This window comes from Rickettsia asiatica (genome assembly GCF_007989425.1).
In the GTDB taxonomy this organism is placed as follows: domain Bacteria; phylum Pseudomonadota; class Alphaproteobacteria; order Rickettsiales; family Rickettsiaceae; genus Rickettsia; species Rickettsia helvetica.
Window position 1 is genome coordinate 1,055,092 of the sequence record NZ_AP019563.1, and the last position, 22,938, is coordinate 1,078,029.

Below are 22,938 nucleotides of genomic sequence, written 5' to 3' on the forward strand. Positions count from 1 at the left end.
ATAAATTTATAAAAATATTATAAGCAAATATTGAAATGGTCTTATTGGTAGCATTGAAATTGAACAGCTATACTTTATTATGACTGATCACCTATTAGATGAATTGCATTTATATACTCATTAATATCTGGACATAAAATATTACTACTCTCCTGATGAGGCTCAATACTAACATCAAACGGCGATTGTAAATGCTTAGATATTATTTCAATAACCTCAAGCTCACCTGTGCTATTTGCTATTTCCATATACTCGCTTTTTTTAGGCATATATGGAGTAAGCTTTTCAATATATTTTAAATAGCCTTGTTCAAGAGCCTTACTAAAAAGACTTTCCTTTGCTTCCTTAACAGAGGAACGCATAAATACTTTATCAATAGTCTCTGAATCCCCATTGTCAAGCACCATTCTTAAATAAAATTCGTTTTCTACATTTTTAGGATGACTAAGTACTTTATTGAGAATATCCTTGTTCCATTTTTTCCATGGCTCATAAAAACTAAATCCAAAATGATCCCTCATGCTTATCTTGTCTAGTCTCTCAAGACACATATCAACAATCTCTGGGTCTCCTATATTACAAATAGGACCTAAAGAATTAGCACTAATCTTCAATGTTGAATCATTAAGTATTACCTTAATCAATTCCTTATCGTTAGCTTTTAGAGCATGAGAGAAAGCGTTAGTACCTAACATAATTGAAGGATATTTAAAAATCATTTCATTAAGTTTATGGCTTTGGATAGAAGATAACTTCTTATCTCCATTTGCAAAATTACTAATACTTATTTCTGCTATATTTTCATTGAATAATTCATCAAGGATAGCTAATTTATTATCATCCATAGCTATAGCTGTTTTAAAAAGAATATCAGTTTTTAATAAATCTTTCATAGAAGGTTGCTTAAAAAGCATTCTTAGAGTTTCTAACTTCTTACCTTCATATATTTCAGGATAGTAACTTTTTTTTAGTTTAGACAAGAGTTCTTCAAACTCAATTTCAGAGGTAGAATTTTTCCACCTAAACCAACCTTCGGAATAACTATTTCTATGTTCTTCATATTCTTTTCCACCCTTAATTTGGTAGTCTTCAAAACGCCAATTTGCTACCTCTTTGCTTTCTTCTAAGATATCTTGATAATTTTCTGAAGTGTTTATTTGTTTCAATATTTCCTTTATAGCTTCTGGCTTGGATTGCATAAATTCTACAATTAGTTTTCGTGTATTATGAGTAGTAAGAAATTCAGCTTTTTCCGTATTATCGGCATATTCATCTGCATTTTCATATTTTCTATACTCCATACTTTGTACTTCAGTATTTACAGCATTTCCTAACTCAAATAAAATGCTATGAAAAACTTTGGTTACATCACTCATGTCTGCATCAATAATTTTTTTTGCTAGCAATCTACAACAAGCACCAAATTGTTTAGTACTAAGATATTGCGGCTCATCACCTACATCACCTGCAAATTCTATAGTATTAATTCCTGCTTTTGCCGCATCCGTAATAAGCTGGAGTATAGGAGTAAAATCTCCAATCACATTTTCTATACAATCTATAATTTCTTTTAACTCTTCTTTTCTTTCTTTAGCAACTTTAGTAAAAACAAAATTGTAATTTTTAGATAGCATATTATCCCCTTTATTTATTAAAAAATTTACTAAGATTTTGTTAATTTTCTTGAAGTTGTTATAATACAGTATTATTAACAAAATGTCAATTAATTATTAATATTTTAATGTATTTAAAATAATTAGTGCAAATTATGAGGTACTTTAGTATTATTTAACATTAGTCCTCTTGCATAACGCAGCTAATAAAGAGGAATTTGAAGGAAACACGGAACGCAGAACCGCAGCGTACATTTTAGTACGTGAGGATTCGAGCACCGGATTGACGTATAAATTACCTTTAGAAGCAAGTTATGCAAGAGGACTATTTTAAAAAACTCAAACTTATTTTATGCCTTATCTATTATCAGTTACCGCAGCTACGCTACTTATTTTATTAGCTTTAATAATTTGGTTTTATGTAAAAACTAAAACCTTAAAAATGCAGCTACAATTCTTATCAGAGCAGAATCTAGAAATTAGCAATAATAATCAATTATTGAACCAAGAAAAAATAGAATATTTACAGAAAATTGAGCAATTGAAGTGTAAAGTAGAATATCAAGAGCAGACTATTAAGGATTCGGAAAAAATAAGAGAAGAGTCGTTTTCATCAGCGAAAACTGCTTTATTTGATCTTGGAAAAGATTTGTCCAAGCAATTAATAGAGATACATAAAATAGAAAATACGGCGGCAAGAGAGCTAGCTGAGAAAAATATTGCTACTGCTTCAGGAAAATTTAATAGTGAGTTTGAGCGGTTGATTACTATGGTAGGGGCATTAAATAAAGATATAGAACAATCAAAAGGCACGGTTGATTTGATAAAACAGTCGCTGCTTTCTCCGATCGGGGCGGGGCTGCTTGCCGAAATTACGCTTGAGAATATCCTAAAATCTTCGGGCTTACGTCCTAATTTAGATTTTATCATGCAATACGGTCTAACTACGCTAGATAGCGGAAAGCTAAGACCCGATGCCCTTATTTTTCTTCCTTCCGGTAATTTAATGGTTATTGATTCCAAAGCTTCAAAGTTTCTAGTTGATGAGCAGGATAATAGCGGGAATCTTAGCAAAACTATGAATTACCATTTAAAATCTCTAGCTAATAAAGACTATGCCGAAAATATTTTAACTAATCTAAACAAAAAGGATCAGAGCTTTAACAATGTTATTACTTTGATGTTTTTGCCGACTGAACAAGCCGTTGAGAAAGTTATTGCTGCTGATTCTGAATTTTTACAAAAAGCTTGGAGTTGTAATATTTTTCCAGTAGGTCCTAGCGGACTTATGAATATGCTATCATTTGCAAGATTTCAAATTACTGATCATCGCCGTTCGGAAAATTATAAGGTAATTATTGAAGAAGTGAGAAAGCTGTTAAGTTCTATCGGTACTATGACTGATTATTCTCAAAAGATCGGTAATAACCTGCAAAATATGGTTACTAATTATGATAAATTTGCTGCCTCGTTTAATCGTAATTTTATGTCAAGAGTGAAGAATATTCAAAAACTCGGTATTGATTCAGGAAATAAAGCCATGCTGGCTACCTTAGAGCGTTATCAAATCGTTTCCTCTAAATCTGAAATTATTGAAGTGGAGGCAGAAAATCCGCCACAAATAGAAGAAAAATTATAAATAAATTTTTCTCGTAATAGGTAATTTAAATGTTAAAAAAACTTTCCATAATTTGTATAGCCATATTGTTACTATATGTGTAAGCATATATAAGATTAAAGCTCCTGGCAAAAAAAATGAAATATTATAAGAGTGAGCTTTATTAATATGTGGCCGGGCTTTACAATAGATGAGCTACCAATGATAAAAGAAATCATTGAAGAAAGCAGACAAACAATTGTTATAGATCATAACAATTATGACCTTATTATTGATAGTGTTTTTGGTCAAAGAAATATTAGTACTAAAGATAGTATAAAGATATTTTTTACCGGTGAATCCGTTAGACCAAAGCTAGAAAATTATAATATATCTATAGGTTTTGATTATATAGATCATCCAAATTATATAAGAATACCTTTATATTATATGTATTTTACTAATGAAGTCAGTACGAATATAAACGATCAAAATGCAATCCAAACAAACCGTATTTCGCTTGTTTCTTAGTCTCTAACGGTATAGAAGATCCTGAACACGACAGCTGCATAGCAAGAAATCGATTTTTTCATAAATTGTCGCTGTATAAAAAAGTAGTAAGCAGCGGTAAATATTTAAATACTGAATCTACAATTATACCAAAAGAAAAAACTCGTGAATGGTTATCTAAATGTAAATTTGTTATTGCTTTTGAAAATAAAACATATGTGGGGTATGTTACTGAAAAACCTTTTCAAGCTTATTTAGCAAGGAGCAGTACCTATATATTATGCAGATAAAAGTTATATCAAAGATATAAACCCTAATGCAGTAATATTTGCTAAAGATTATTCAGAAGAAGATTTATATAATTATATTATTTCTGTTGATAAAGATGATGAAAAATATTGTAAGATATATAACAATCAGATTGTACCGACTTCAGAAAATAATTACATCGCAGTAAAAGAAAAATTAAGAAAAAATTATTACCTTTATTAAATAATCTATAATGTGACAAATTAAAAAATATTTTTTTATAATATCAATTATAATTATTTATTTATCATTGATTTTCATATTTTTAAAAACTTATCAAATAGGCTCTGCTCCACTTGAAGAAAAAGATATTAAAATTTTTATAGTAAACCTAGATCACAGCACTGATAGATATAACAATATTAGTAAACAATTTGATAATAATAATTTACCCTATGAAAGGTTTAATACAAGACGGTTATAATTTATCTATAACAGATGCAGCGGGAAAAAGGTTTACCGGCTTAGATGTAAAAAATAACCCTCTCTTTTATCCCTTGATAACGGTTATACTGTACTTTGTCCTTCAGAAAATATAAATTATTGTTCCGATAGCAAAATATTAAATCATACTTTAACGGCAGAAGAACTAGGTTGTTATTGTAGCCATAGAGAAATTTGGCTTAAAATGGTTAAAGAAAATATACCTTATGCCCTAATAATAGAAGATGATGCTATACTCAATGACGATTTCCGTAACAAATTTTTAACAATGCTGAAGCATTTACCTACCGACTGGGATTTAATTTATTTGTCCTTGTCACATTCTAAAAACAAAATATTTTATAATATTTACAATAATCCGTATTTAAAGAAGATAGGTCATAATGGTTACTTAATACAACTACAGGTTATTTGATACACTTAAAAGCTGCTCAAAAACTTCTTGAATATAGCAAAAACTTTACTTTAGAGATTGATAATGTAATGCACCAAGCTTTTATGCATAACGAAGTGCAAGCCTATGTCACTTCGCCTTTTTTAATACATGCAACATTTAATTCTGAAGATTCAATTTATATTTAAAATGGGAAGAGCACATTAAATAACGTAAACTTTATAACCTTAACCTAAGCATGGTACTTCTTCTATAGGATCAATATCAATAACTGTATCATCGGTTGTGCCTGAGGCAACCTTATTAAGCCAAGTAAGGGTAGTAGCGGTTTTCTCGGCAATATTCTTGCCTACACTACTAATTGCCTTGCCAACATTTAAATCCGATATAGCAGTTGTTAAAACATCTATTAAAGTTGCAAGACTTAAGAATTTTAAATCTTTAATAGACTCAAAAATTATTAAAGGTACTATCACTACAGTCAGTCTTGCCGCATCATTATAGTAAAACTTTTGAAAAAACACATCATTAGTTATATTTGTCGCCGGTGATATTTTCTATAACTTTATTGCCACAATATGTTGATACTAATAAAGATGCATTAATTTAATAGATGTTGATGCATAAAACATTGGATCTTCATAAAATTCTAATTCTGGATTACGAAAGTAAAAACAGATATAATCCAAAATCAGTGTGGCTATTGCCGAACACATAGCAGTACTCTTCCATCCATGATAGGTACTAATGTCTGATTCAATATTGTTAAAATCTATATCTTGATTGGTAAGTTTATTATATATTGCCTAAAGTGTTATTTGCGTATTCTTATCTTTTGTGGAATGTTTATATAGTAACTGAAAATATGGTTTAATTTCTTCAGCTGTAAATTTCTTATTCTCAATTAAAGCCGGTATAATTTTATCATGCAAAAATTTAATTAATTTATTTTGCATAAAATTTGTAACTTTACTTTGTTCTTCTACTACTCCTGCAGCTGCAGTAAAGCCGTATATACAATTATATGATTAATAATATCATTATTTAATAAATCAATAGGCTGCAACCCTAAATTAGCAGCATATCTAAAACAAAGCGCAGTTGTATTTACGGCATCATTAGCAAAGCTTGGAGTGTGATCAAATAAAAATTTAATATCTTTAGCATTCGAGTTCTTCCCAAACTCTACTTCTAGAGGTAATTTGTACGTTGATCCTCGCATCCTCACGTACGTTTATGTACGCTGCGGTGCTGCGATTCCGTGTCTCCTTCAAATTCCTTTCTATAAGCGTCTTTGGGAAGAACTCGATTTCTAGTGTTATTTTCTAATACTTGAAACATATTATTATTAATCTCTTTAGTTTGTCTATTTGATAAGACCATACCGGGAAAAGATAATAAAATTTGTAGCATCGCAAGGCTAGTGGTCGGTAAAGCACATAATTCATACCAAGGATCCTTTTCGTCAATTACATATGAACATAAAGCAATTACACCCACTATAAGAGAAGCATAAGTAATTGCTATTTTACCTGAATGATTACTAACTAAATCTGATTTTTTGGTTAACCAAGAAGCAATTTTGTGATCTTCATTATACTTATCAGTAGCTTTTTCTATTCTAGTAAGACTTTGCTCTAATGAATTAAGATAATTTGCAAAATTTAAATGAGCTTTTTTTACCATATTAAACTCGATTTCATAAGAGGAAGATACACTTAAAGTATTTGAAGTAATATTGCTTTAGCTATATAGCGATATAAAAAATACTCGCTCGTCAGAGGGTATGCTATAGCATCGATTTTTTTGGCTGCTTTAATCAATTTTTCAGATTGATCTAAATTATTTTTTAAAATACTTGGGCTTTAGTAACCAGGGTACTAAACTCTAGTGAATTTATATCCCCTATTCATCTAGCATAGAATCAATAATATTCTTGTTTTCTATTCCTATTAGCTCCTGTAGCTTTATACATAAAAAATGATCTTGATTATTTATCTCTTCAAAACAATTGCTCCATTGAGAATGATCAATATTCTTATCTTGATACTTTCCTGTAGTAGCTACTTTACTTAGCATTGTTTCTAAATATTGAGTATAAATAAAACTTTGATCTAGTGTCGTTAAATCTTTAAAATTTTTATCACAGAATCATATTTTCAATACCTCACCTAAATTAAAACTAGCAAGTGCTTTAGTAGTTTTCCATAATCTTACGCCTAAATTTGATATATCATTATAATATTTTATTATTACTTCTAGTTTATTACTCATAATTTTAATTAAATAAATATTAAAGTTAAAATAAAAAATATAGAAACCTCTTAATATTTATTTAAATCTTTTATTACGTAATCATTGATAATCTTTAATTATTTTATTATGAGATAACATTAAAACCACACACGGTCAACGCCAGTTTATGATAAGAGAGAAGAGTGCTGGGTTACAAAAGTTTTTAACCAAAAAAACAATAGTTGTGGACATAACATACCCTTTTTTATCTTCTATTTGCAACAGGACCTGATTAATGATATAAAAAATGTCAGTACCTGAATCGTTTATATTATAATGAGAATACTAGTAACAGGAGCTAACGGCTTTATTGGATCATATATTACAGCTGAATTATTAAAGAATAATTATGAAGTAATATGCTGTGTTAGAGATGTTGAATCTACCAGGAAAAAATTCCCTACTGCAGAAGTTATACACTGTGATTTTAATATAGACCTAAAACCACAAAGCTGGATAAATAGACTAAATAAAATAGATATAGTTATTAATGTATCAGGTGTATTAACGTCTAGTCATGCTATAATAATATTGAAAATGTTCATGTCAATGGTCCAAAGGCTCTATTTAAGGCTTGCACCCTTACTAACGTAAAAAGAATTATTCATATTTCAGCTCTTGGAATAGATGATGAAAAAAACACTGCTTATGCTTTAACTAAAAAAGCAACTGAAGAATATTTAAAAAAATTAGAAAATATAGATTGGGTAATTTTACAGCCATCTCTTGTTTACGCAAGCGGTTGTTACAGTGGTACCTCGCTATTTAGGGCTCTTGCAACATTACCGTATTTTATTCCTTTAATAGGTGATGGTTTACAATAATTTCAACCTATTCATATTGATGATTTAACGAAAGTAATTATTCACTGTATAGAAAGGGAAGGAAAAATCCACAAATTATTAAAAATAGTTGGACTAGACATAGTTACCATGAAGGATATCTTGCTTGGATTTAGAAGATGGCTTGGAGTTAATCCTGGAAGACTAATAAAAGTTCCTCTAATATTCATTAAAATAGCAGCTAAATTAGGGGATTTTCTAAAAATAGGACCCATTAATTCTACTGCGTATAATATGTTGCTTCAACCTAATATTGCTGATAAAAAAGATTTTATCGATTTTACTTCTATAATCCCTAGAAACTTGCAACAAGGTTTTGCAATCGAACCTTTAACCGTACAATCCATATGGCACGCTAGGCTTTATTTTTTAAAACCTATAATAAAAATTGTCTTAGGGCTATTTTGGATAATGACAGGAATTATTTCAAGCATTTTTGCTTATGATGCTAGTATGCAAATTATAATACCACTAGGATTTGATAAACAAATAGCACCTTACATATTATATGGAAGCTGCTTTACAGATATTATTCTTGGAATTCTACTAATTATCAAAAATAAAATAAGTAGGATATGTAGTTTACAAATTTTATTAATACTAGCTTATACTCTACTATTAACATATCCTAAGCCAATATTGTGGCTAGATCCGCTTGGTCCGATATTTAAAAATATTCCAATAATATTACTTACTTTAGTATTAATGGCTATAGAACGAGATAAATAATGGATTATCTTTTTATAAAAACTATTCATATTATTAGTTCTACCATTTTATTTGGTACTGGAATTGGTACTGCTTTTTTTATGTGGTGGGCAAATAAAACTGGTGATTTGAAGGCAAAGGCCTATGCAGCTCGCACTACAGTTATACTGATCTTCTTTTTACTACTCCAACTGTGATAATTCAACCGGTTAGCGGCATAATATTAGTAAATATGCTTGGCTATAATTATTCTGATTTATGGCTTACCTTAACTTATATCGGATACATAACCGCCGGTAGTTGTTGGCTTCCAGTGGTATGGATTCAAATTCAACTACGAAATATGGCACTTGAAGCATTAAAACAGTGAACTCCCCTACCGGAAAAATATTATAAATTATTTAAATTATGGTTCTACCTAGGCTGGCCAGCATTTATCAGTTTGATTATCATTTTTTTCTTAATGGTATTTAAACCATTATAACACTAGTTTAGGATAAATTTTATTCTAAATTAGTGTTGTCCCGTGGTCAAGCCGGCGTTGTTGCGTGGATACTACCCCGTCATTGCGAGCAGTCGTAGACTGCGTGGCAATCTCATGAAATAATAACAAACTCCTGAGATTGCTTAGTCAATTGCTATGCAATTTCCTCGCAATGACGAAAAAACCGATCCACGCAACAAAGCCTCGCGGGAATGACATAGAGAAGAAATAATATTTACGCCGGTATATCTTCAATAACCGGTTGTTTTTTGTTTGATCTTGTAGAAATGAGAGAGGTCATTATCGGTTCTACTAAGCCGTTAACTACCTCTTTTGCAATAGTAACACGCTGTTTTTTTAGCTCGGCAACTTTATACATACTATCAAGCAAAAGATGCTCAAGTATTGAACGAAGTCCCCTTGCTCCCGTCTTTTTAGCTAGAGCTTTTTCGGCAATAGCTTCTAGGGCTGAATCATCAATTACAAGCTCAGCATCATCAAGCTCGAATTGTTTCTGATATTGCTTTACTATAGCATTCTTAGGCTTAGTTAGAATTGTAATTAAAGCTTCTTTGTCTAGCTCATCTAAAGTAGTAATGATGGGTAACCTACCGATAAATTCAGGAATTAAACCGAATTTAGTTAAATCTTCAATCTCTAGGGATTTAAGAATCTCACTATTATTTTTCTCTTTATCTATATTTACGTTAGCTGCAAAGCCTATAGAACTATGATTAGTTCTTGAGGTTATAATGCTATCAATCCCCATAAAAGCACCACCGCAAATAAATAAGATATTTGAAGTATCTAACTGTAAGAAATCTTGTTGTGGGTGTTTCCTACCGCCTTGAGGAGGCACGGAAGCAACTGTTCCTTCCATAATTTTAAGTAATGCCTGCTGTACTCCTTCACCCGATACATCCCGTGTAATAGAAGGATTCTCCGATTTACGGGCAATTTTATCAACCTCGTCAATATAAATTATACCTTTTTGTGCTTTTGCTATATTAAACTCAGCTGCTATCAATAAGCGTAGTAATATATTCTCAACATCTTCACCGACATAACCGGCTTCCGTTAAAGAAGTAGCATCCGCCATAGTAAAAGGCACGTCTAAAATTTTAGCAAGCGTTTGAGCAAGTAAAGTTTTTCCTGAACCGGTAGGACCGATCAATAAAATATTCGACTTATTAAGCTCAACGTCATTATTGCCGGATTGTACATATTCAAGTCTCTTATAATGGTTATAAACCGCTACTGCTAAAATCTTTTTAGCTTGATCTTGCCCAATTACGTAATCGTTTAGAATTGCACATATTTTTTGCGGGGTTGGAATTGAAGAAGTAATTTGCTTTAAGGCAATTTTACTTTCTTCTTTCATAATATCCGCGCATAAATCTATACATTCATCACAAATAAATACTGCAGGCCCTGCTATCAGTTTTTTCACTTCATGCTGTTTTTTACCGCAAAACGAGCAAACTAATTCTTTTTTATTAACTTCTACTACCATTAATTTTCTTTATTTATGTTTATACTTGTTGTCATCCCGCGACTTGATCGCGGGATCTTGTGTTATAAGATTGCATCCTGAGATCCCGCGATCAAGTCGCGGGATGACAATATAATTCATAATACTCTTGCGTACATATAATAATCTTTATGCTCATTTGCAACTATTTCGTATTTTTTAAGGATTCCCTCCTTAGCGAAACCGCATCTCTCAAGAAGATTAATCGAACGCAAATTATCTGTAATAACTGTTGCTTGGACTCTTACAATGCCTATATAATCAGCAAATTTCAATATATTTTTTATAGATTTTGACATTATACCTTGACCCCAAAAATTAGGATCTAGATCATAACTTATTTCTGCTCTATGATGCTCTAGATTTATTATATTAAAACCGGCAGTACCTATTAATTTATTATCGTCTTTAAGGGCAATTCCCCAATAAAAGCTTCTATGATTTTTATATAAACTAGACCAATAACGTATTTCTTCTCTAGCTTCTTCTAAGTCTTTAGGTCTATTACTATCAGTTATATAAATAGCCACTTCCGACTTACTCATATAATTAAAATAATCTTGTGCATCATCTTCGACTAACGCACGTAAAACTATATCGTTTAAATCAAGTACGGGAAAAGGAACATATAAATATTCTCTATTTATCATACATATTCTTCTTTTCTTTGAAAAGTAGTATTTTTAAAGAAGAGTTAAAATAATGAGTAATACGAAGAGCAACTTCAAAAAGAGCAAGGAATCCACAAGATGAGGAACGAAAGCCGTTACTTAATACGTGAGTACCGCAGACTTGTAGGATGACATAGCCAATTTTTGAAGTTCTATCTAAGTATTAACATATTTAATCGGGTCTTGTATATTATTCTTTTTAAAAGCATCAAGCCTTATCATACAAGCAAGGCAATTACCGCAAGATAAATCATCTTCAGTAGGTTCATAACATGATATAGTATTTTTGTAATCTACACCAAGCTTAAGACCAGTTCTAATTATTTGCTCTTTAGTCATATCAATTAAAGGCGTATGAATAGTAATTTTTTTACCTTGTATTCCCATACTGGTTGCTAAATTCGCCATTTCTTCAAAAGATTTAATATATTCAGGACGACAATCAGGATAATTTGCCGAATCGCTTGTATGCACACCTATAAAAATGTCTTTTGCTCCTATTACTTCTGCAAAACCGAGTGCATAACTTAGAAACATCGTATTACGGGCAGGCACGTAAGTAACCGGCACATCTTCAGGTAGTTCGTTTACACCGTGATAATGCGGAACATCTATATTATCATCGGTTAAAGCAGAACCACCGAAAACTCGTAAATCTATATCAACAATCTTATGCTCCTTGACGTTATATTCTTTTATAAGCTCCTTAACTTTCCGAAGTTCTGCATTATTACGTTGTCCGTAATTAAAACTCATAGCATGAATTTCATAACCCATTTCCCTAGCTATTGCAAGAACCGTAGCAGAGTCCGCCCCGCCGCTAACCAAATTAACTGATTTTTTCATTGTTTACCGATAAAGTTAATTTTTGGGATACTAAAGCATTTAAACTAATTTTTGCTCTAAGTGCTTCAAGTGCTAAAGCTCGATGCACACGTTTAGCTACTCTAACATTAAACTGCCCACTATACTCTTTCCTAGACGGTGCTAAGGGAATAGATTGATTATGACTTATATAACTTTCTTTCATTAAAGTCCAAGCTTGTTGTAATTCTTGCAGTGCTTCCCCCGGTGATCTTCCAAAAGCCGATACATTTGGTAGCTCTTCAAATCTTGCTATCCAATCTCCATCCGTATCTTTAAAAAGCTCTATAGTAAAACCGTCAAATTCATCATTTGTTTTCATCTTCATTTCCTTTTTCAAAGTTTAAAAATTGTCGAGCTTGATATTCTTTTGCCATATTTCCAAAAGTTTGAATAGACAACCTATCTCCTTTTGGTGAGTACCAAATCTGATGACTACCTTTTTGCCTATCTTTAACCCAACCGCACTTGGTCATTAAAGTATGAAATTCAGAGAAACTTAATCCTTTAGGATTTTGTTTAGCTTTATTTATAAGTTTTATATACTGATTCATATTGTAACTATATATAGTTATAATATATAAGTCAAATATATATGTTAATACAATAAATATTCTTGACTAAATCTTTCTGATAATCTAAATTTACGTTGTTAATTTATGGCGGGTGTAGCTCAGTTGGTTAGAGCATCAGGTTGTGGTTCTGAGGGTCGCGGGTTCGAATCCCGTCACTCGCCCCATATTTTAGGGTTCCATACAACAAACTCCTCATTTTTTTCTTATGGATATCAAACTTTTATATAGACTGGCTAAATATTTAAGGTTCTATAAAAAAGACTTGATCATCGTTATGATCTCTTTACTTAGCGTATCAGCTTCATTATTACTAATCGGTAGTGTGTTTAGAAATTTAGTTGATAAAGGCTTGAGCAAAGACCATATTTTATCGGTTGATAAATCTATATTATATATTTGTTTATTAATTATCATCTTAAGTATTGCCAGCTTTTTCCGTTCATATTTTATCAATAATATTGCTGAAAAGGCAGTTAATCAAATAAGAAAAGAAGCTTATAGTAATTTAATTAATTATGAAATTGAAGAGTTTGAAGAATTAAAAATCGGCGATATAATTTCACGTTTAACAAATGATATAGATCAAATATCTACCCTAATTATTAATTTCTTATCTTTTTTTATTCGCAATTCAGTGATGCTAATCGGCGGTATTACATTAATGTTTTTTGAAAGCTTTAAACTCGCTTCCATAGTAATTATTACCATTCCTATCTTATTAATTCCTTTAATTAAATTCGGCAAGCATGTTAAGTCTTTATCTAAAAAAGCCTTGGAATCTAAGTCACTTTTAGCATCGGATATTGATGAAACTTTCAATAATATTAGAGCTATTTATGCTTTTAACCATCAAATAAACAAAATTGCCGATTTTGATACTAAATTACAAAACTATTTAATATACTGCAAAACCCGTTTAAAAATTCGTGCTTTATTCTTTGCGATTTCAATAGCCGTTATATTTCTTGCAATTACTTTAGTTGTGTGGATCGGAGCTTCGGATATAGTTAAAGGGAATTTATCCGCAGGTCAAATTATCTCGTTTATTTATTATGCAATCATTGCCGGAGTTAGCTGCGGCGGTATTTTTGAGCTGCTAAGCGAAATGCATTTACCTGTTACAGCCCTTGAGAGAATAATTACAATTATAGATAAGACACCTATAGCACATAATAATTATTTAGAATTAAATAATTCCGATCCGATCTCGATAGAATTTAAAAATGTCGATTTTACCTATCATTCAAGACCTAATTTAAGAATTATCAATAATATGTCTTTAAAGATAAATGCCAATAAGTTTATTGGTATTATAGGTAGATCAGGTGCAGGAAAAAGTACTTTGATGCAGTTACTGCTGCGTTTTTACCGGCAAGAAAGCGGCACTATCCTTATTAACAATCAAGATATAACTCTTTTAAATCCTGCCGAAATTCGTAAATTAATTGCCTATGTTCCTCAAGAGGCTAGCATTTTTTCCGGAACTATAAGATCAAATATTGTATTCGGTAATAATGAAGCAAGTGACGACGAGATAAATGAGATAATAAAAATTACGGGAATAGAAGAATTTGCTGCTAAACTTCATGACGGGATAAATGCTAAAATCGGTGAAAGAGGGGTTAGATTATCAGGAGGACAGAAACAAAGAATAGCTATTGCTAGAGCATTACTACGCATGCCGCAAATTTTGCTTCTTGATGAGGCAATGAGTGCTTTAGATACGATGAGCGAACAGAAATTATTAAATGCTATAAAAAAAATAATGAAAGGGGAAATTATTATATCAATTGCCCATCGAATTAGTAGTATAGAATCAGCTGATTGTATTTTAGTAATAGATAAAGGAGGAGTAGTCGCTGAAGGATCACATAATGATTTATCTAAAAACTCAGAAATCTATCGCAATATTTGCAGAGAGCAGTTAACAATATAAAATATATAGATATATGAAGATCAATTTCAAAAAAGAGCAAGGAGTCCACAAGACGAGGAACGGAGCGTATACTTGATACGTGAGTACCGGAGTACTTGTAGGACGGACGTAGCCAATTTTTGAAATTGATCGAGTAGATAATTGATATATTTGTTACAATAAAAGTTCCTTAGTATAAAAAAATTTAAAGGTTTAATATAATTTAGCTTGAAAGCTGCCGTGGCTTTGTTATAATTGTAATTACAAAACAAAAAAGGTTTACAAAATGAAAAATTTATTAAAGATTTTATTAATTCTAGCTTTCGCAAGCCCAGTATTTGCTTCATCAATGCAAATGCCTGACCCAGCTTCAGTTACAACAACCCAAATACAAGCTATGAGTACTGACGATCAACAAGCTTGGGTTGCTAGTTTAACAGCAGAGCAGTATAATATGTTAAGTCCTGATGTTCAAAAGTGGGTAATGGAGAATACTACCGATGCTCAAAAACAAGCTTTAGGAATTAATCAGTAATATTTTAATTAATTTTTAAATTGATATGACACTGTTAGTAAAATAGCTTTAATTGATAATTAAAGAGATTTTTTAGCGAAAATTAATAAGATTTTTGCAGGAATAGTGTTCCTATTTCAAAAAAATCTTGTAATTTTGCAGCAAAAAAGAATTTAATTAGCTTTAAAATTATTTTGTTAACAGTGTCATATGTTAGGAATAATTATTCTTAATATATCGCTAGAAGTTTCTGCTTCACTTCCTTTCAGTCTTCCTGTTATCGTGTCATGTATATACTCCTGATAAATAAAAATTGCTAGACGAGTATAAATATTCATTTATTCTTTCTTTAGTAAAACAATATACTAATTATTGTAAGCTATAAGAATATAGAAAGCTAATTTGTTGTGTGGCTTTGCTGTCATTCCCGCGTCCTTATTTATGTCATTCCTGTAAAGGTGTTGTTGCGTGGATCAGTTTTTTCGTCATTGCGAGGAAATTTACAATAATAAATTGACGAAGCAATCTTGAGAAGAATTCCTGAGATTGCCACGTTCACTAATGTTCGCTTGCAATGACGACTTGGTATCCATGCAATAATGCCTAGCAGGGATGACATCGAGCAGGCTTTCGGATTCAACAATACTTTGCTAAAACAACCTAAAACTAACAATTACTTATGAAATTACTTATTACCGTAATCATCATGGAAATACTCGCTGGAGCGGAAATAGATTTATTTGTTCCAAGTTTCCCTGAAATACAAGATACATTTAACCTTTCAACTTTTATGACGGAACTACTACTTGGTGTAAATCTAACCGCTTATTGTATTACTTCGCTTATAGTCGGTAATTTAGGAGATAGGTACGGACGCAGACCGATTATTATACTCGGTTTACTGATTTTTAATCTTGGTAGTTTATTTTGTGTATTTGCAAATAATTATGAAGCTATATTATTTGGAAGATTTTTGCAAGGATGTGGGATATCATCGGTTGCAGTGCTAGTATATGTTGTTCTTGCCGATATTTATTCAGTACAAGAACAGCAAAGATTAATGGGCATTTTAAACGGCACTATTGCCCTTTCTATGGCAATAGCACCGGTTATAGGTAGCTACGTCAATTTATTTTGGGGCTGGCGTGGCAATTTTGTTTTGTTGCTTATAGTAGGCTTGATCAGTCTAATTCTTGGTATATTATTTATTCCAAAAAGAAAAGTTAATAAAAAAATACGTATTTCTTTAAAAGAATATATACCTATCTTCAAATCGCCAAAAGCTATATATTATATACTTACAATGATATTTCTTGCACAAGGATATTGGATATTTATCGGGATTGCTCCTATTTTATATATGCAAGATTTAGGTGTAACTTTAGAATATTTCGGATTTTATCAAGGAGCAATGGCAGCTCTATTCTCAATTATGAGCTTTTCAAGCGGTTATTGCTTTAAAAAATTCGGTATTAGAAATTGCTTCTATTTTGGAGTTATGTTTATAATACTATTCTTACTAGGAAATAGCATATTAGTTGTATATAATATTAATAATCCTTTAACCATAACAATAGTTACTTTATTATTATCTCTTGGTGTGATATATCCGATTAACATATTATGGCCGTTGCTTTTAGAAGCTATTCCGGACGGTAAAGCTCGTATGACGGCTATTTTCACTGCGGCTAGATTGATTTTAACAGCATTTGGGCTGCAATTAGTAGGATTTTTATATAACGGTACTTTTACCCCTCTTGGCATTACTATATCCATTGTTACGCTATTTGGGTTAGTAACATTACCTAAATTATTTAAGTACGATAAAGTCTTTGAGATTTCTAGTAACGTGTAGATGTCTTTATGTCATTCCTGCGAAAGCATTGTTGGGTGGATACCAAATCGTCATTGCGAGCAGCCATAGGCTGCGTGGCAATCTCATAAAATAATAACAAACTCCTGAGATTGCTTCGTCAATTACTTTGTAATTTCCTCGCAATGACGAAAAAACTGATCCACGCGGGAATAATATAGAAACGGATGTAAGAAAAAAATGATCAATAACAATTTTATCTTCAAGATAGCTTTCAGATATTTTAGAGCTAAGAAAAACGAAAAGTTTGTTTCTATTATTTCTGCCTTTTCTTTAGTAGGCGTAATGATTGGCGTTGCAGCACTGATAGTCGTAATGTCCGTTATGAACGGTTTTCATATAGAGCTTACTAAAAATATTATCGGGTTAAATGGGGATATAGTGATAAATCGGCAAGGTGGTAGTATTGATAACTATGAAGAGATTAAAGCCAAACTCCTAAAACAAGATTATGTAAAGCATGTAACATTCATTGCTCACGGTCAAGCTTTAGCTCTTGGTAAAAGTAATAATAGCGGTGTGCTTGTTAAAGGTATGAAATTAAAGGATCTAAGTTTAAGAAATGAAATTTTTAAAAATGTGAATTTCGGTAGTTTTGATAATTTTCATGGCAAAAACGTAATAGCACTCGGAGAACAATTAGCAAGCAATTTAGGCGTAACCGTTGGGGATAAGATTAGATTAATTTCACCGAATTCAGTTTCTACCGCCTTTGGCAGTATGCCAAGATCAAAAGAATTTAAAGTTATCGCAATTTTCAATAGCGGTATGTATGATTATGATTTGACAACGATATTAATGCCGCTTACCGCAGCACAAAATTTCTTATCTCTTGGCGACGATATTAATTTAATCGAAATTAATAGTCTAGATCCCGATAAAGCTCTCGCATATTCATATAAAATACAATCATTATTAGGTCCAAACCTATACGTATTTAATTGGCAAACCTTAAATTCACAATTTTTAAGTGCCCTTGCTGTTGAGCGTACGGCTATGTTTACTATTCTATCTTTAATTATTACAGTTGCCGCATTTAATATTATTTCGAGCTTATTTATGCTTGTTAAAGATAAAACTTCAGATATTGCAATTCTTAGAACTATGGGAGCAAGCACTAAGCAAATAATGCTTATTTTTATCTATAACGGAATGTTTATAGGATTGCTTGGCACAACACTAGGTGTAATCCTTGGTGTTACCTTTTCTTATAATATTCAAACTATCAAGAATTATTTGGAGCGTATAACCGGTACTAAAATTTTCGAGGCAGCTATTTATTTTCTTTATAGTTTACCTTCACAAGTAAGAGCTGAGGATATTATTTTAATTACCTCTTTATCTATAATATTGTGTTTTCTTGCGACAATTTATCCTTCTTATAGAGCCTCAAAATTAAATCCCGTGGATGCCCTAAGATATGAATAATACAGTCCTCATTCTAAAAAATATCTCAAAACATTACAGCCAAGGCAAAACTATTGTTAGAGTACTCGATGATCTTAATTTAACGGTTAATGAAGGTGAATTAATCGCTATAATAGGTTCTTCAGGTAGCGGCAAATCAACTTTACTACATATTGCCGGCTTGCTTGATAAACCTACAAACGGTCAAGTCATCATACCAAATAGCAAGTATCAGAAATATCATCTCATTCGTCTTCATTATTTAGGTTTTATCTATCAACAACATCACTTACTTAAAGATTTTACCGCTCTTGAAAATGTTATTATGCCAAGGCTTATTAGCGGTCTTGATCAAAAAGAAGCAATAGAAGATGCAACAAAGATATTAGATGATCTAGGGCTTGGGACAAAACTCTATAATATGCTCGGAGAATTATCGGGAGGAGAACAACAACGGGTCGCTATAGCTCGAAGCTTAATTAATAAGCCGAAAATTATTTTAGCAGATGAGCCGACAGGTAATTTAGACCCCAAAACTACAAATGAAGTATTTAATTTATTTTTAAAAGTAGCAAGAGAACAAAATACCGCCGTTATTATGGTAACACATAACCATGAGTTAGCACATAAAATGGATAAATTATATAAGCTAAAGCACGGATTATTAAATATAGCTTGATTTTAAGCTCGAAAATTCTAATAATTATATTTAATATTCTTTAATAAAGGTTAGTAATGGCTGAGCCTATTATATTTACTCTTTTACTTGGCAATAAAGATCAGATATTAGAGAGCATAAACAATCAGGAAGCTCAAAATAAACTGCCTATTCCTGCTACAAGTTAATAAAGAATCGTATATATCCGATAAAGAACGTATTTTTTCGGAGATCTTAGAAAAATCTCGCCAAGAGGATAAAACACCGATTTTTAACATTCAACTTAACAATAATAATGTAAAACCAATTTTTCGGGTACAAGATTTAATTAATTTACAAAATTTAAATATCAAAACTACTATTACTTTTGATCAATATAATTCATTAACCCAAAATCCTGAACTAGAAGCTTACTGGAAGCAAATTATGGAAAAAGTTGATCATGGTTTTTTTACAAATGAAGCAGATCAAAATTTAGCTATAGCCGATGGTATAGTACCAAAAGATAAAACCACTACAATTACGGATATAAGTTTAGTAACATCTGTTTTTAATAATCTTGTATATGATCGTGAAATTGACTAGTTGCTCTTCGGTATATGATACCTGACAAAGCAAAATTAGACAAACTAATAAAAACAGCTAAAAATCAAGGTGGTAGAGTAATTATAGAAACTTGGCCTATCTCCACGGATGAAGCAACAAATCTTATAACTGCTAAATTCGGTATTAACTCTGAAGATCAAATTTACGGATTGAAACTCGAAATTCATGAAATCTTAAAAGATCCAAATAATACTGCTGAAAATTTAAAAAAATATGTATCACAAATATCCAGGCAATTTCAAAAAGATTTAGGTAAAGCTGAGGTAAATCCTATTGACTTTAATTTTAATACAAAGAAAGCTATGAAGGATAGACCTGAGGATATACAAAAAGAACAAGCAACGTCATATGAACCTCCAAAAGAAAACTAACCACAACCGCAAGGTTTTTTTAGAAGAGTTTTTAACTATTTTAAAGATATAGTAACTAGTTTTCTTGGCACAAAAGAAGAACCTAAAACTCTAGTAACCCCAACCACGGAAGCAAAGCCGACAATAACAGAAGAATCACTAACTACTGTTGCATCTTCTATAAATCCACCGCAACAGCATGCTTCTAAAAGCTCTCCGGTTATAGGTTCAAGCTCAAGTCAAAAAAAGCAAAGCAAGATAAGCCATTTGGTATGACAGAGCAAGACTATAAAGCGATGAGGGCTGCTAGTACTACTTTGCACCATGATAATCCAAGTAATGATATTAATATTAATGATTTTAAATATGATCTTTCACAAGAAGATCTCAATAACATAAAAAAACCTAAATATTGGTATACTGAGAATGATATTGTAAATATCTTGACAGCAGCGTTAAATGACAAAAAAGTTTCAATACAACCAGCTATAACTTTAGCAAATACAGTAGTTAAGGAAGAAATGTTTAGAGATCTTACCATAAAAGGTGAAGAGAAAGAGAGAGTCTTAACAGAAATTCAAGAGACCAAAGCAATGTTTAAAGATGCCTCCGGAAGTAGAACGAAACAACGTTTTAAAAGACCTTGAGGCTAGAGAAAAAATAATTACTCTACCGGGGGGGGGATGAGGAACGTGAAAAACAGAGTAATGCACTATTAAAAGAAGCAGAATCTAAACAAAAAATTAACACGGATGTTTTAAAAATAGAGCTGCTAAAGATATACAAGAAAATAGGAAAGAATGTGCAGTGATACCGGTAGAGATGGGTACCAGACATTGGTGTAATTTATTTATGACTCATAGTAAAGAAGATAATCAAACTGTTATAACTTTTAATGATTCTTTCGGACATCCTATAGGTAGTAATAATAATATATTACCTGATACAATAAATAAAGCATTTGAAAATAAAAGACCTCCGCTTTTTATTGATAAACAAATCAAGCAGCAAAATAATAATTTTGATTGTGTTCCTTATTCCGTGGAAACTATGATTAGAAAAGCTAACGGTCAGCCAATTCTTACTGAAAGCGATCGGAGTTAAGAGAAAAGCATGCACAGATCGTTATCGATAAACAGCAAGCTAGGGAAGCGGCGAGTCAAGCAAAGGCAAATCCTTTACATAATCGAGTGATAAATTTCAGAATATGGTTAGTCAAAGAAAAAATGATCCATCGATAAGACGCTAATATACTCGTGTGAGAAGAGATAATATACGAAGATCAACTTCAAAAAGAGCAAGGAGTTCAAAGTCCTCGGAACGCAGCGTATACTTAATACGTGAGAACCGAAGCTCTTGTAGAACGACATAGCCAATTTTTGAAGTTCATCGAGTATATTAAAAAAACATTAGGCAAAATCTATAATTACTAATATAATTATTTATAGTTAATTTATATTTTAACAAAGAATGACTACCATACTTGTGATCGTTATTATAATAATGATCGCCTTATCTGCTTTGTTCGCCGCTACTGAAACTGCTATTACCGCTTCTTCCCCAGGGAAGATTCATAAGCTTAAAATCGCCGGTAATAAGCGTGCTAAAACAGTTTTAGAGGTTCTTAAGAAAAAAGAAAAGGTCATAGGAACTTTACTAATAGGTAATAGTTTAATCAATACTGTTTGTACCACTATTGCTACTACTCTCTTTATTAGCTTTCTTGGAGATAATGGGCCCATTGTTGCTTCCGGCGTTATGGCTTTTATAATTATTGTTTTTGCCGAAGTAGTACCGAAAGCAATAGCCGTTGCTAAACCTGAACAATTAGCATTAAAAATGGCTTCAACTATCGTAATATTTTTAAAGCTTTTCAAACCTATTAATATTGCTCTTGATTACATTACAAAAATATTTTGCTTCATATTTCGTATTAATTTAAATCCTCAAATATCAGGAACGGAAGAAGTAAGAGGCGTGATTGAGCATTACCATCAAGAAGGCGGGGTTTATAAATCCGATCGTAATATGCTCGGCGGGATATTAGATATACGTAATATGACGGTATCGGAAATTATGACTCACAGAAGTAGTATTATAGCCCTTAATATCGATCTACCTCATGAAGTAATAATTAAAACTTTATTATCGGGTACTCATACACGTATACCTTTGTGGCAAGATAATAGAGATAATATAATAGGGATTCTCAATCTAAAAGATTTGCTTAAAGCATTATACGAAAATAATAATGATGCAAAAAAAGTTGATATTAATAAACTTCTAACCCCACCTTGGTTTATCCCTGAGAATGCACTTGTAGTAGACCAGTTACATGCATTTAGAGAACGCAATAATCATTTTGCTTGTGTTGTAGATGAGTATGGTACTCTACTAGGTATTATTACTCTTGAAGATGTTATAGAAGAAATCGTAGGACCCATTACTGATGAACATGATAGGCTTAATAATGAAATTATCAAGAAGTCTAATACCGAGTTCATTATAAAAGGAACTACGACTATTAGAGATATTAACCGAGAACTTGATTGGAATTTATCGGATGAGGATGCAAACACTATAGCAGGATTAATAATCCATAAAATTGCTAGAATTCCAAATCAAGGAGAAGTAATTGAAATATTTAATTTAAAGGTAATTATTTTAAAGAAAATTGCCAATAAGATTGATAGCGTAAAAATTACCGTATTACCTACTACCGAGGAAACAATAAGCAGTGAGTGAAATCGGTAATTTTTTACTGCTAACAACGATGTG

Annotated in this window: 30 protein-coding genes, 1 tRNA gene and 2 pseudogenes; 20 read left to right on the plus strand and 13 right to left on the minus strand. The window is 31.5% G+C overall.

The window, feature by feature from the left end; genetic code table 11:
• Nucleotides 1-77 precede the first annotated feature (77 nt).
• The gene (locus RAS_RS06305; protein ID WP_147143300.1) at nt 78-1,634 is read right to left on the minus strand and encodes a hypothetical protein; all 1,557 of its coding nucleotides are present in this window, start codon (nt 1,632-1,634) and stop codon (nt 78-80) included.
• Nucleotides 1,635-1,803: 169 nt separating this feature from the next.
• On the opposite strand from RAS_RS06305, the gene RAS_RS06310 reads away from it, so the two are divergent.
• The 6 genes from RAS_RS06310 to RAS_RS10505 all read left to right on the plus strand — a co-directional run bounded on the left by RAS_RS06310 (nt 1,804) and on the right by RAS_RS10505 (nt 5,055).
• On the plus strand, nt 1,804-1,947 hold the full coding sequence (locus RAS_RS06310; RefSeq protein ID WP_010421530.1) for a palindromic element RPE1 domain-containing protein: 144 nt from the start codon (nt 1,804-1,806) through the stop codon (nt 1,945-1,947).
• Between the two features lie 18 nt (nt 1,948-1,965).
• Nucleotides 1,966-3,252 (plus strand): DNA recombination protein RmuC, encoded by a 1,287-nt coding sequence (locus RAS_RS06315; protein WP_147143303.1) that lies wholly within the window; start codon nt 1,966-1,968, stop codon nt 3,250-3,252.
• Between the two features lie 147 nt (nt 3,253-3,399).
• The gene (locus RAS_RS08720; RefSeq protein WP_172616149.1) at nt 3,400-3,741 is read left to right on the plus strand and encodes an alpha-1,3-fucosyltransferase; all 342 of its coding nucleotides are present in this window, start codon (nt 3,400-3,402) and stop codon (nt 3,739-3,741) included.
• 11 nt (nt 3,742-3,752) lie between these two features.
• Nucleotides 3,753-4,010 (plus strand): glycosyltransferase family 10 domain-containing protein, encoded by a 258-nt coding sequence (locus RAS_RS10055; protein WP_232049368.1) that lies wholly within the window; start codon nt 3,753-3,755, stop codon nt 4,008-4,010.
• A 578-nt stretch (nt 4,011-4,588) separates the two neighbouring features.
• Entirely contained in the window at nt 4,589-4,888 is a 300-nt protein-coding gene (locus RAS_RS10500) for a glycosyltransferase family 25 protein (RefSeq protein WP_269473024.1), read from the plus strand.
• Nucleotides 4,885-5,055, plus strand: a complete 171-nt coding sequence (locus RAS_RS10505) for a hypothetical protein (protein ID WP_269472987.1) — start codon at nt 4,885-4,887, stop codon at nt 5,053-5,055. Before RAS_RS10500 ends, RAS_RS10505 begins: the two co-directional genes overlap by 4 nt.
• Nucleotides 5,056-5,094: 39 nt before the next feature.
• On the opposite strand, the gene RAS_RS06330 is transcribed toward RAS_RS10505, so the two are convergent.
• The 6 genes from RAS_RS06330 to RAS_RS10510 form a co-directional block, all read right to left on the minus strand.
• On the minus strand, nt 5,095-5,391 hold the full coding sequence (locus RAS_RS06330; RefSeq protein WP_232049193.1) for a hypothetical protein: 297 nt from the start codon (nt 5,389-5,391) through the stop codon (nt 5,095-5,097).
• A gap of 282 nt (nt 5,392-5,673) precedes the next feature.
• Entirely contained in the window at nt 5,674-5,823 is a 150-nt protein-coding gene (locus tag RAS_RS10065) for a hypothetical protein (RefSeq protein WP_232049194.1), read from the minus strand.
• A gap of 29 nt (nt 5,824-5,852) precedes the next feature.
• On the minus strand, nt 5,853-6,089 hold the full coding sequence (locus RAS_RS08735; RefSeq protein ID WP_172616091.1) for a hypothetical protein: 237 nt from the start codon (nt 6,087-6,089) through the stop codon (nt 5,853-5,855).
• Between the two features lie 2 nt (nt 6,090-6,091).
• Nucleotides 6,092-6,553, minus strand: a complete 462-nt coding sequence (locus RAS_RS10070; protein WP_232049195.1) for a hypothetical protein — start codon at nt 6,551-6,553, stop codon at nt 6,092-6,094.
• Nucleotides 6,554-6,772: 219 nt separating this feature from the next.
• Nucleotides 6,773-6,946 carry a hypothetical protein gene (locus tag RAS_RS08740; RefSeq protein ID WP_172616092.1) on the minus strand — a complete coding sequence of 58 codons (174 nt, stop codon included), beginning with the start codon at nt 6,944-6,946 and terminating at the stop codon, nt 6,773-6,775.
• 72 nt (nt 6,947-7,018) lie between these two features.
• Nucleotides 7,019-7,141, minus strand: a complete 123-nt coding sequence (locus RAS_RS10510; RefSeq protein WP_269472988.1) for a hypothetical protein — start codon at nt 7,139-7,141, stop codon at nt 7,019-7,021.
• Between the two features lie 297 nt (nt 7,142-7,438).
• On the opposite strand from RAS_RS10510, the gene RAS_RS10515 reads away from it, so the two are divergent.
• The 4 genes and pseudogenes from RAS_RS10515 (at nt 7,439) to RAS_RS10080 (ending at nt 9,196) form a co-directional block, all read left to right on the plus strand.
• Nucleotides 7,439-7,756, plus strand: a complete 318-nt coding sequence (locus RAS_RS10515; RefSeq protein ID WP_172616150.1) for an NAD-dependent epimerase/dehydratase family protein — start codon at nt 7,439-7,441, stop codon at nt 7,754-7,756.
• A 14-nt stretch (nt 7,757-7,770) separates the two neighbouring features.
• Nucleotides 7,771-7,986 carry a Rossmann-fold NAD(P)-binding domain-containing protein gene (locus tag RAS_RS10520; protein WP_269473025.1) on the plus strand — a complete coding sequence of 72 codons (216 nt, stop codon included), beginning with the start codon at nt 7,771-7,773 and terminating at the stop codon, nt 7,984-7,986.
• 108 nt (nt 7,987-8,094) lie between these two features.
• Nucleotides 8,095-8,733: a DoxX-like family protein gene (locus tag RAS_RS06350; RefSeq protein ID WP_197734671.1), complete on the plus strand. Its 639-nt coding sequence runs from the start codon at nt 8,095-8,097 to the stop codon at nt 8,731-8,733.
• Nucleotides 8,733-9,196, plus strand: a pseudogene (locus tag RAS_RS10080) (DUF2269 family protein). Before RAS_RS06350 ends, RAS_RS10080 begins: the two are co-directional and overlap by 1 nt.
• 235 nt (nt 9,197-9,431) lie before the next feature.
• Here RAS_RS10080 and clpX read toward each other — a convergent pair.
• The 5 genes from clpX to RAS_RS06385 form a co-directional block, all read right to left on the minus strand.
• Nucleotides 9,432-10,709, minus strand: a complete 1,278-nt coding sequence (gene clpX, locus RAS_RS06365; RefSeq protein WP_147143307.1) for an ATP-dependent Clp protease ATP-binding subunit ClpX — start codon at nt 10,707-10,709, stop codon at nt 9,432-9,434.
• 116 nt (nt 10,710-10,825) lie between these two features.
• A complete protein-coding gene (locus RAS_RS06370) occupies nt 10,826-11,377 on the minus strand; it encodes a GNAT family N-acetyltransferase (RefSeq protein ID WP_147143309.1) in 552 nt (183 codons plus the stop codon).
• A gap of 177 nt (nt 11,378-11,554) precedes the next feature.
• Nucleotides 11,555-12,244: a 7-cyano-7-deazaguanine synthase QueC gene (gene queC, locus RAS_RS06375; protein ID WP_147143312.1), complete on the minus strand. Its 690-nt coding sequence runs from the start codon at nt 12,242-12,244 to the stop codon at nt 11,555-11,557.
• Entirely contained in the window at nt 12,228-12,584 is a 357-nt protein-coding gene (locus RAS_RS06380) for a type II toxin-antitoxin system HicB family antitoxin (protein ID WP_147143315.1), read from the minus strand. The genes queC and RAS_RS06380 overlap by 17 nt, the downstream gene beginning before the upstream one ends.
• Nucleotides 12,571-12,738, minus strand: coding sequence for a type II toxin-antitoxin system HicA family toxin (locus RAS_RS06385; RefSeq protein WP_408634826.1), 168 nt, complete (start codon nt 12,736-12,738; stop codon nt 12,571-12,573). The genes RAS_RS06380 and RAS_RS06385 overlap by 14 nt, the downstream gene beginning before the upstream one ends.
• A 186-nt stretch (nt 12,739-12,924) precedes the next feature.
• Here RAS_RS06385 and RAS_RS06390 point away from each other — a divergent pair.
• From RAS_RS06390 to RAS_RS06400, 3 genes are all read left to right on the plus strand, one after another.
• Nucleotides 12,925-13,001: transfer RNA gene (locus tag RAS_RS06390), tRNA-His, on the plus strand.
• Between the two features lie 41 nt (nt 13,002-13,042).
• Nucleotides 13,043-14,773, plus strand: a complete 1,731-nt coding sequence (locus tag RAS_RS06395; RefSeq protein ID WP_147143321.1) for an ABC transporter ATP-binding protein — start codon at nt 13,043-13,045, stop codon at nt 14,771-14,773.
• Between the two features lie 265 nt (nt 14,774-15,038).
• Nucleotides 15,039-15,287: a DUF2673 domain-containing protein gene (locus tag RAS_RS06400; protein WP_147143324.1), complete on the plus strand. Its 249-nt coding sequence runs from the start codon at nt 15,039-15,041 to the stop codon at nt 15,285-15,287.
• 185 nt (nt 15,288-15,472) lie between these two features.
• On the opposite strand, the gene RAS_RS10525 is transcribed toward RAS_RS06400, so the two are convergent.
• Nucleotides 15,473-15,604: a hypothetical protein gene (locus tag RAS_RS10525; RefSeq protein ID WP_269472989.1), complete on the minus strand. Its 132-nt coding sequence runs from the start codon at nt 15,602-15,604 to the stop codon at nt 15,473-15,475.
• A gap of 341 nt (nt 15,605-15,945) precedes the next feature.
• Between RAS_RS10525 and RAS_RS06405 the strand changes: the two genes are divergently transcribed.
• The 7 genes and pseudogenes from RAS_RS06405 (at nt 15,946) to RAS_RS06435 (ending at nt 22,905) form a co-directional block, all read left to right on the plus strand.
• Nucleotides 15,946-17,121: a multidrug effflux MFS transporter gene (locus RAS_RS06405; RefSeq protein WP_147143327.1), complete on the plus strand. Its 1,176-nt coding sequence runs from the start codon at nt 15,946-15,948 to the stop codon at nt 17,119-17,121.
• Nucleotides 17,122-17,319: 198 nt separating this feature from the next.
• Entirely contained in the window at nt 17,320-18,567 is a 1,248-nt protein-coding gene (locus RAS_RS06410) for a lipoprotein-releasing ABC transporter permease subunit (protein ID WP_147143330.1), read from the plus strand.
• Nucleotides 18,560-19,225, plus strand: a complete 666-nt coding sequence (locus RAS_RS06415) for an ABC transporter ATP-binding protein (RefSeq protein ID WP_147143333.1) — start codon at nt 18,560-18,562, stop codon at nt 19,223-19,225. Before RAS_RS06410 ends, RAS_RS06415 begins: the two co-directional genes overlap by 8 nt.
• A 56-nt stretch (nt 19,226-19,281) precedes the next feature.
• Nucleotides 19,282-20,365 (plus strand): annotated as a pseudogene (locus RAS_RS06420) (Ulp1 family isopeptidase); the annotation flags it as partial.
• Nucleotides 20,366-20,432: 67 nt separating this feature from the next.
• Nucleotides 20,433-20,807, plus strand: a complete 375-nt coding sequence (locus RAS_RS06425; RefSeq protein ID WP_147143337.1) for a hypothetical protein — start codon at nt 20,433-20,435, stop codon at nt 20,805-20,807.
• A 205-nt stretch (nt 20,808-21,012) separates the two neighbouring features.
• A complete protein-coding gene (locus tag RAS_RS06430) occupies nt 21,013-21,264 on the plus strand; it encodes a hypothetical protein (protein WP_147143340.1) in 252 nt (83 codons plus the stop codon).
• A 366-nt stretch (nt 21,265-21,630) separates the two neighbouring features.
• The gene (locus RAS_RS06435; protein WP_147143343.1) at nt 21,631-22,905 is read left to right on the plus strand and encodes an HlyC/CorC family transporter; all 1,275 of its coding nucleotides are present in this window, start codon (nt 21,631-21,633) and stop codon (nt 22,903-22,905) included.
• Nucleotides 22,906-22,938: the final 33 nt, after the last annotated feature.

Excerpts from the sequence above, each read along its gene's own strand:
- queC (WP_147143312.1), bottom strand. The coding sequence starts at position 12,244 with ATGAAAAAATCAGTTAATTTGGTTAGCGGCGGGGCGGACTCTGCTACG.
- RAS_RS10070 (WP_232049195.1), bottom strand. The coding sequence starts at position 6,553 with ATGGTAAAAAAAGCTCATTTAAATTTTGCAAATTATCTTAATTCATTA.
- RAS_RS10065 (WP_232049194.1), bottom strand. The coding sequence starts at position 5,823 with ATGCAAAATAAATTAATTAAATTTTTGCATGATAAAATTATACCGGCT.
- RAS_RS06435 (WP_147143343.1), top strand. The coding sequence starts at position 21,631 with ATGACTACCATACTTGTGATCGTTATTATAATAATGATCGCCTTATCT.
- RAS_RS10525 (WP_269472989.1), bottom strand. The coding sequence starts at position 15,604 with ATGAATATTTATACTCGTCTAGCAATTTTTATTTATCAGGAGTATATA.
- RAS_RS06395 (WP_147143321.1), top strand. The coding sequence starts at position 13,043 with ATGGATATCAAACTTTTATATAGACTGGCTAAATATTTAAGGTTCTAT.
- RAS_RS06430 (WP_147143340.1), top strand. The coding sequence starts at position 21,013 with ATGACTCATAGTAAAGAAGATAATCAAACTGTTATAACTTTTAATGAT.
- RAS_RS06370 (WP_147143309.1), bottom strand. The coding sequence starts at position 11,377 with ATGATAAATAGAGAATATTTATATGTTCCTTTTCCCGTACTTGATTTA.
- RAS_RS06410 (WP_147143330.1), top strand. The coding sequence starts at position 17,320 with ATGATCAATAACAATTTTATCTTCAAGATAGCTTTCAGATATTTTAGA.
- RAS_RS06350 (WP_197734671.1), top strand. The coding sequence starts at position 8,095 with ATGAAGGATATCTTGCTTGGATTTAGAAGATGGCTTGGAGTTAATCCT.
- RAS_RS06315 (WP_147143303.1), top strand. The coding sequence starts at position 1,966 with ATGCCTTATCTATTATCAGTTACCGCAGCTACGCTACTTATTTTATTA.
- RAS_RS06415 (WP_147143333.1), top strand. The coding sequence starts at position 18,560 with ATGAATAATACAGTCCTCATTCTAAAAAATATCTCAAAACATTACAGC.
- RAS_RS06305 (WP_147143300.1), bottom strand. The coding sequence starts at position 1,634 with ATGCTATCTAAAAATTACAATTTTGTTTTTACTAAAGTTGCTAAAGAA.
- RAS_RS06405 (WP_147143327.1), top strand. The coding sequence starts at position 15,946 with ATGAAATTACTTATTACCGTAATCATCATGGAAATACTCGCTGGAGCG.
- clpX (WP_147143307.1), bottom strand. The coding sequence starts at position 10,709 with ATGGTAGTAGAAGTTAATAAAAAAGAATTAGTTTGCTCGTTTTGCGGT.
- RAS_RS06380 (WP_147143315.1), bottom strand. The coding sequence starts at position 12,584 with ATGAAAACAAATGATGAATTTGACGGTTTTACTATAGAGCTTTTTAAA.
- RAS_RS06425 (WP_147143337.1), top strand. The coding sequence starts at position 20,433 with ATGACAGAGCAAGACTATAAAGCGATGAGGGCTGCTAGTACTACTTTG.
- RAS_RS08740 (WP_172616092.1), bottom strand. The coding sequence starts at position 6,946 with ATGCTAAGTAAAGTAGCTACTACAGGAAAGTATCAAGATAAGAATATT.
- RAS_RS10515 (WP_172616150.1), top strand. The coding sequence starts at position 7,439 with ATGAGAATACTAGTAACAGGAGCTAACGGCTTTATTGGATCATATATT.
- RAS_RS06385 (WP_408634826.1), bottom strand. The coding sequence starts at position 12,738 with ATGACCAAGTGCGGTTGGGTTAAAGATAGGCAAAAAGGTAGTCATCAG.
- RAS_RS08720 (WP_172616149.1), top strand. The coding sequence starts at position 3,400 with ATGTGGCCGGGCTTTACAATAGATGAGCTACCAATGATAAAAGAAATC.
- RAS_RS10510 (WP_269472988.1), bottom strand. The coding sequence starts at position 7,141 with ATGAGTAATAAACTAGAAGTAATAATAAAATATTATAATGATATATCA.
- RAS_RS06400 (WP_147143324.1), top strand. The coding sequence starts at position 15,039 with ATGAAAAATTTATTAAAGATTTTATTAATTCTAGCTTTCGCAAGCCCA.
- RAS_RS08735 (WP_172616091.1), bottom strand. The coding sequence starts at position 6,089 with ATGCGAGGATCAACGTACAAATTACCTCTAGAAGTAGAGTTTGGGAAG.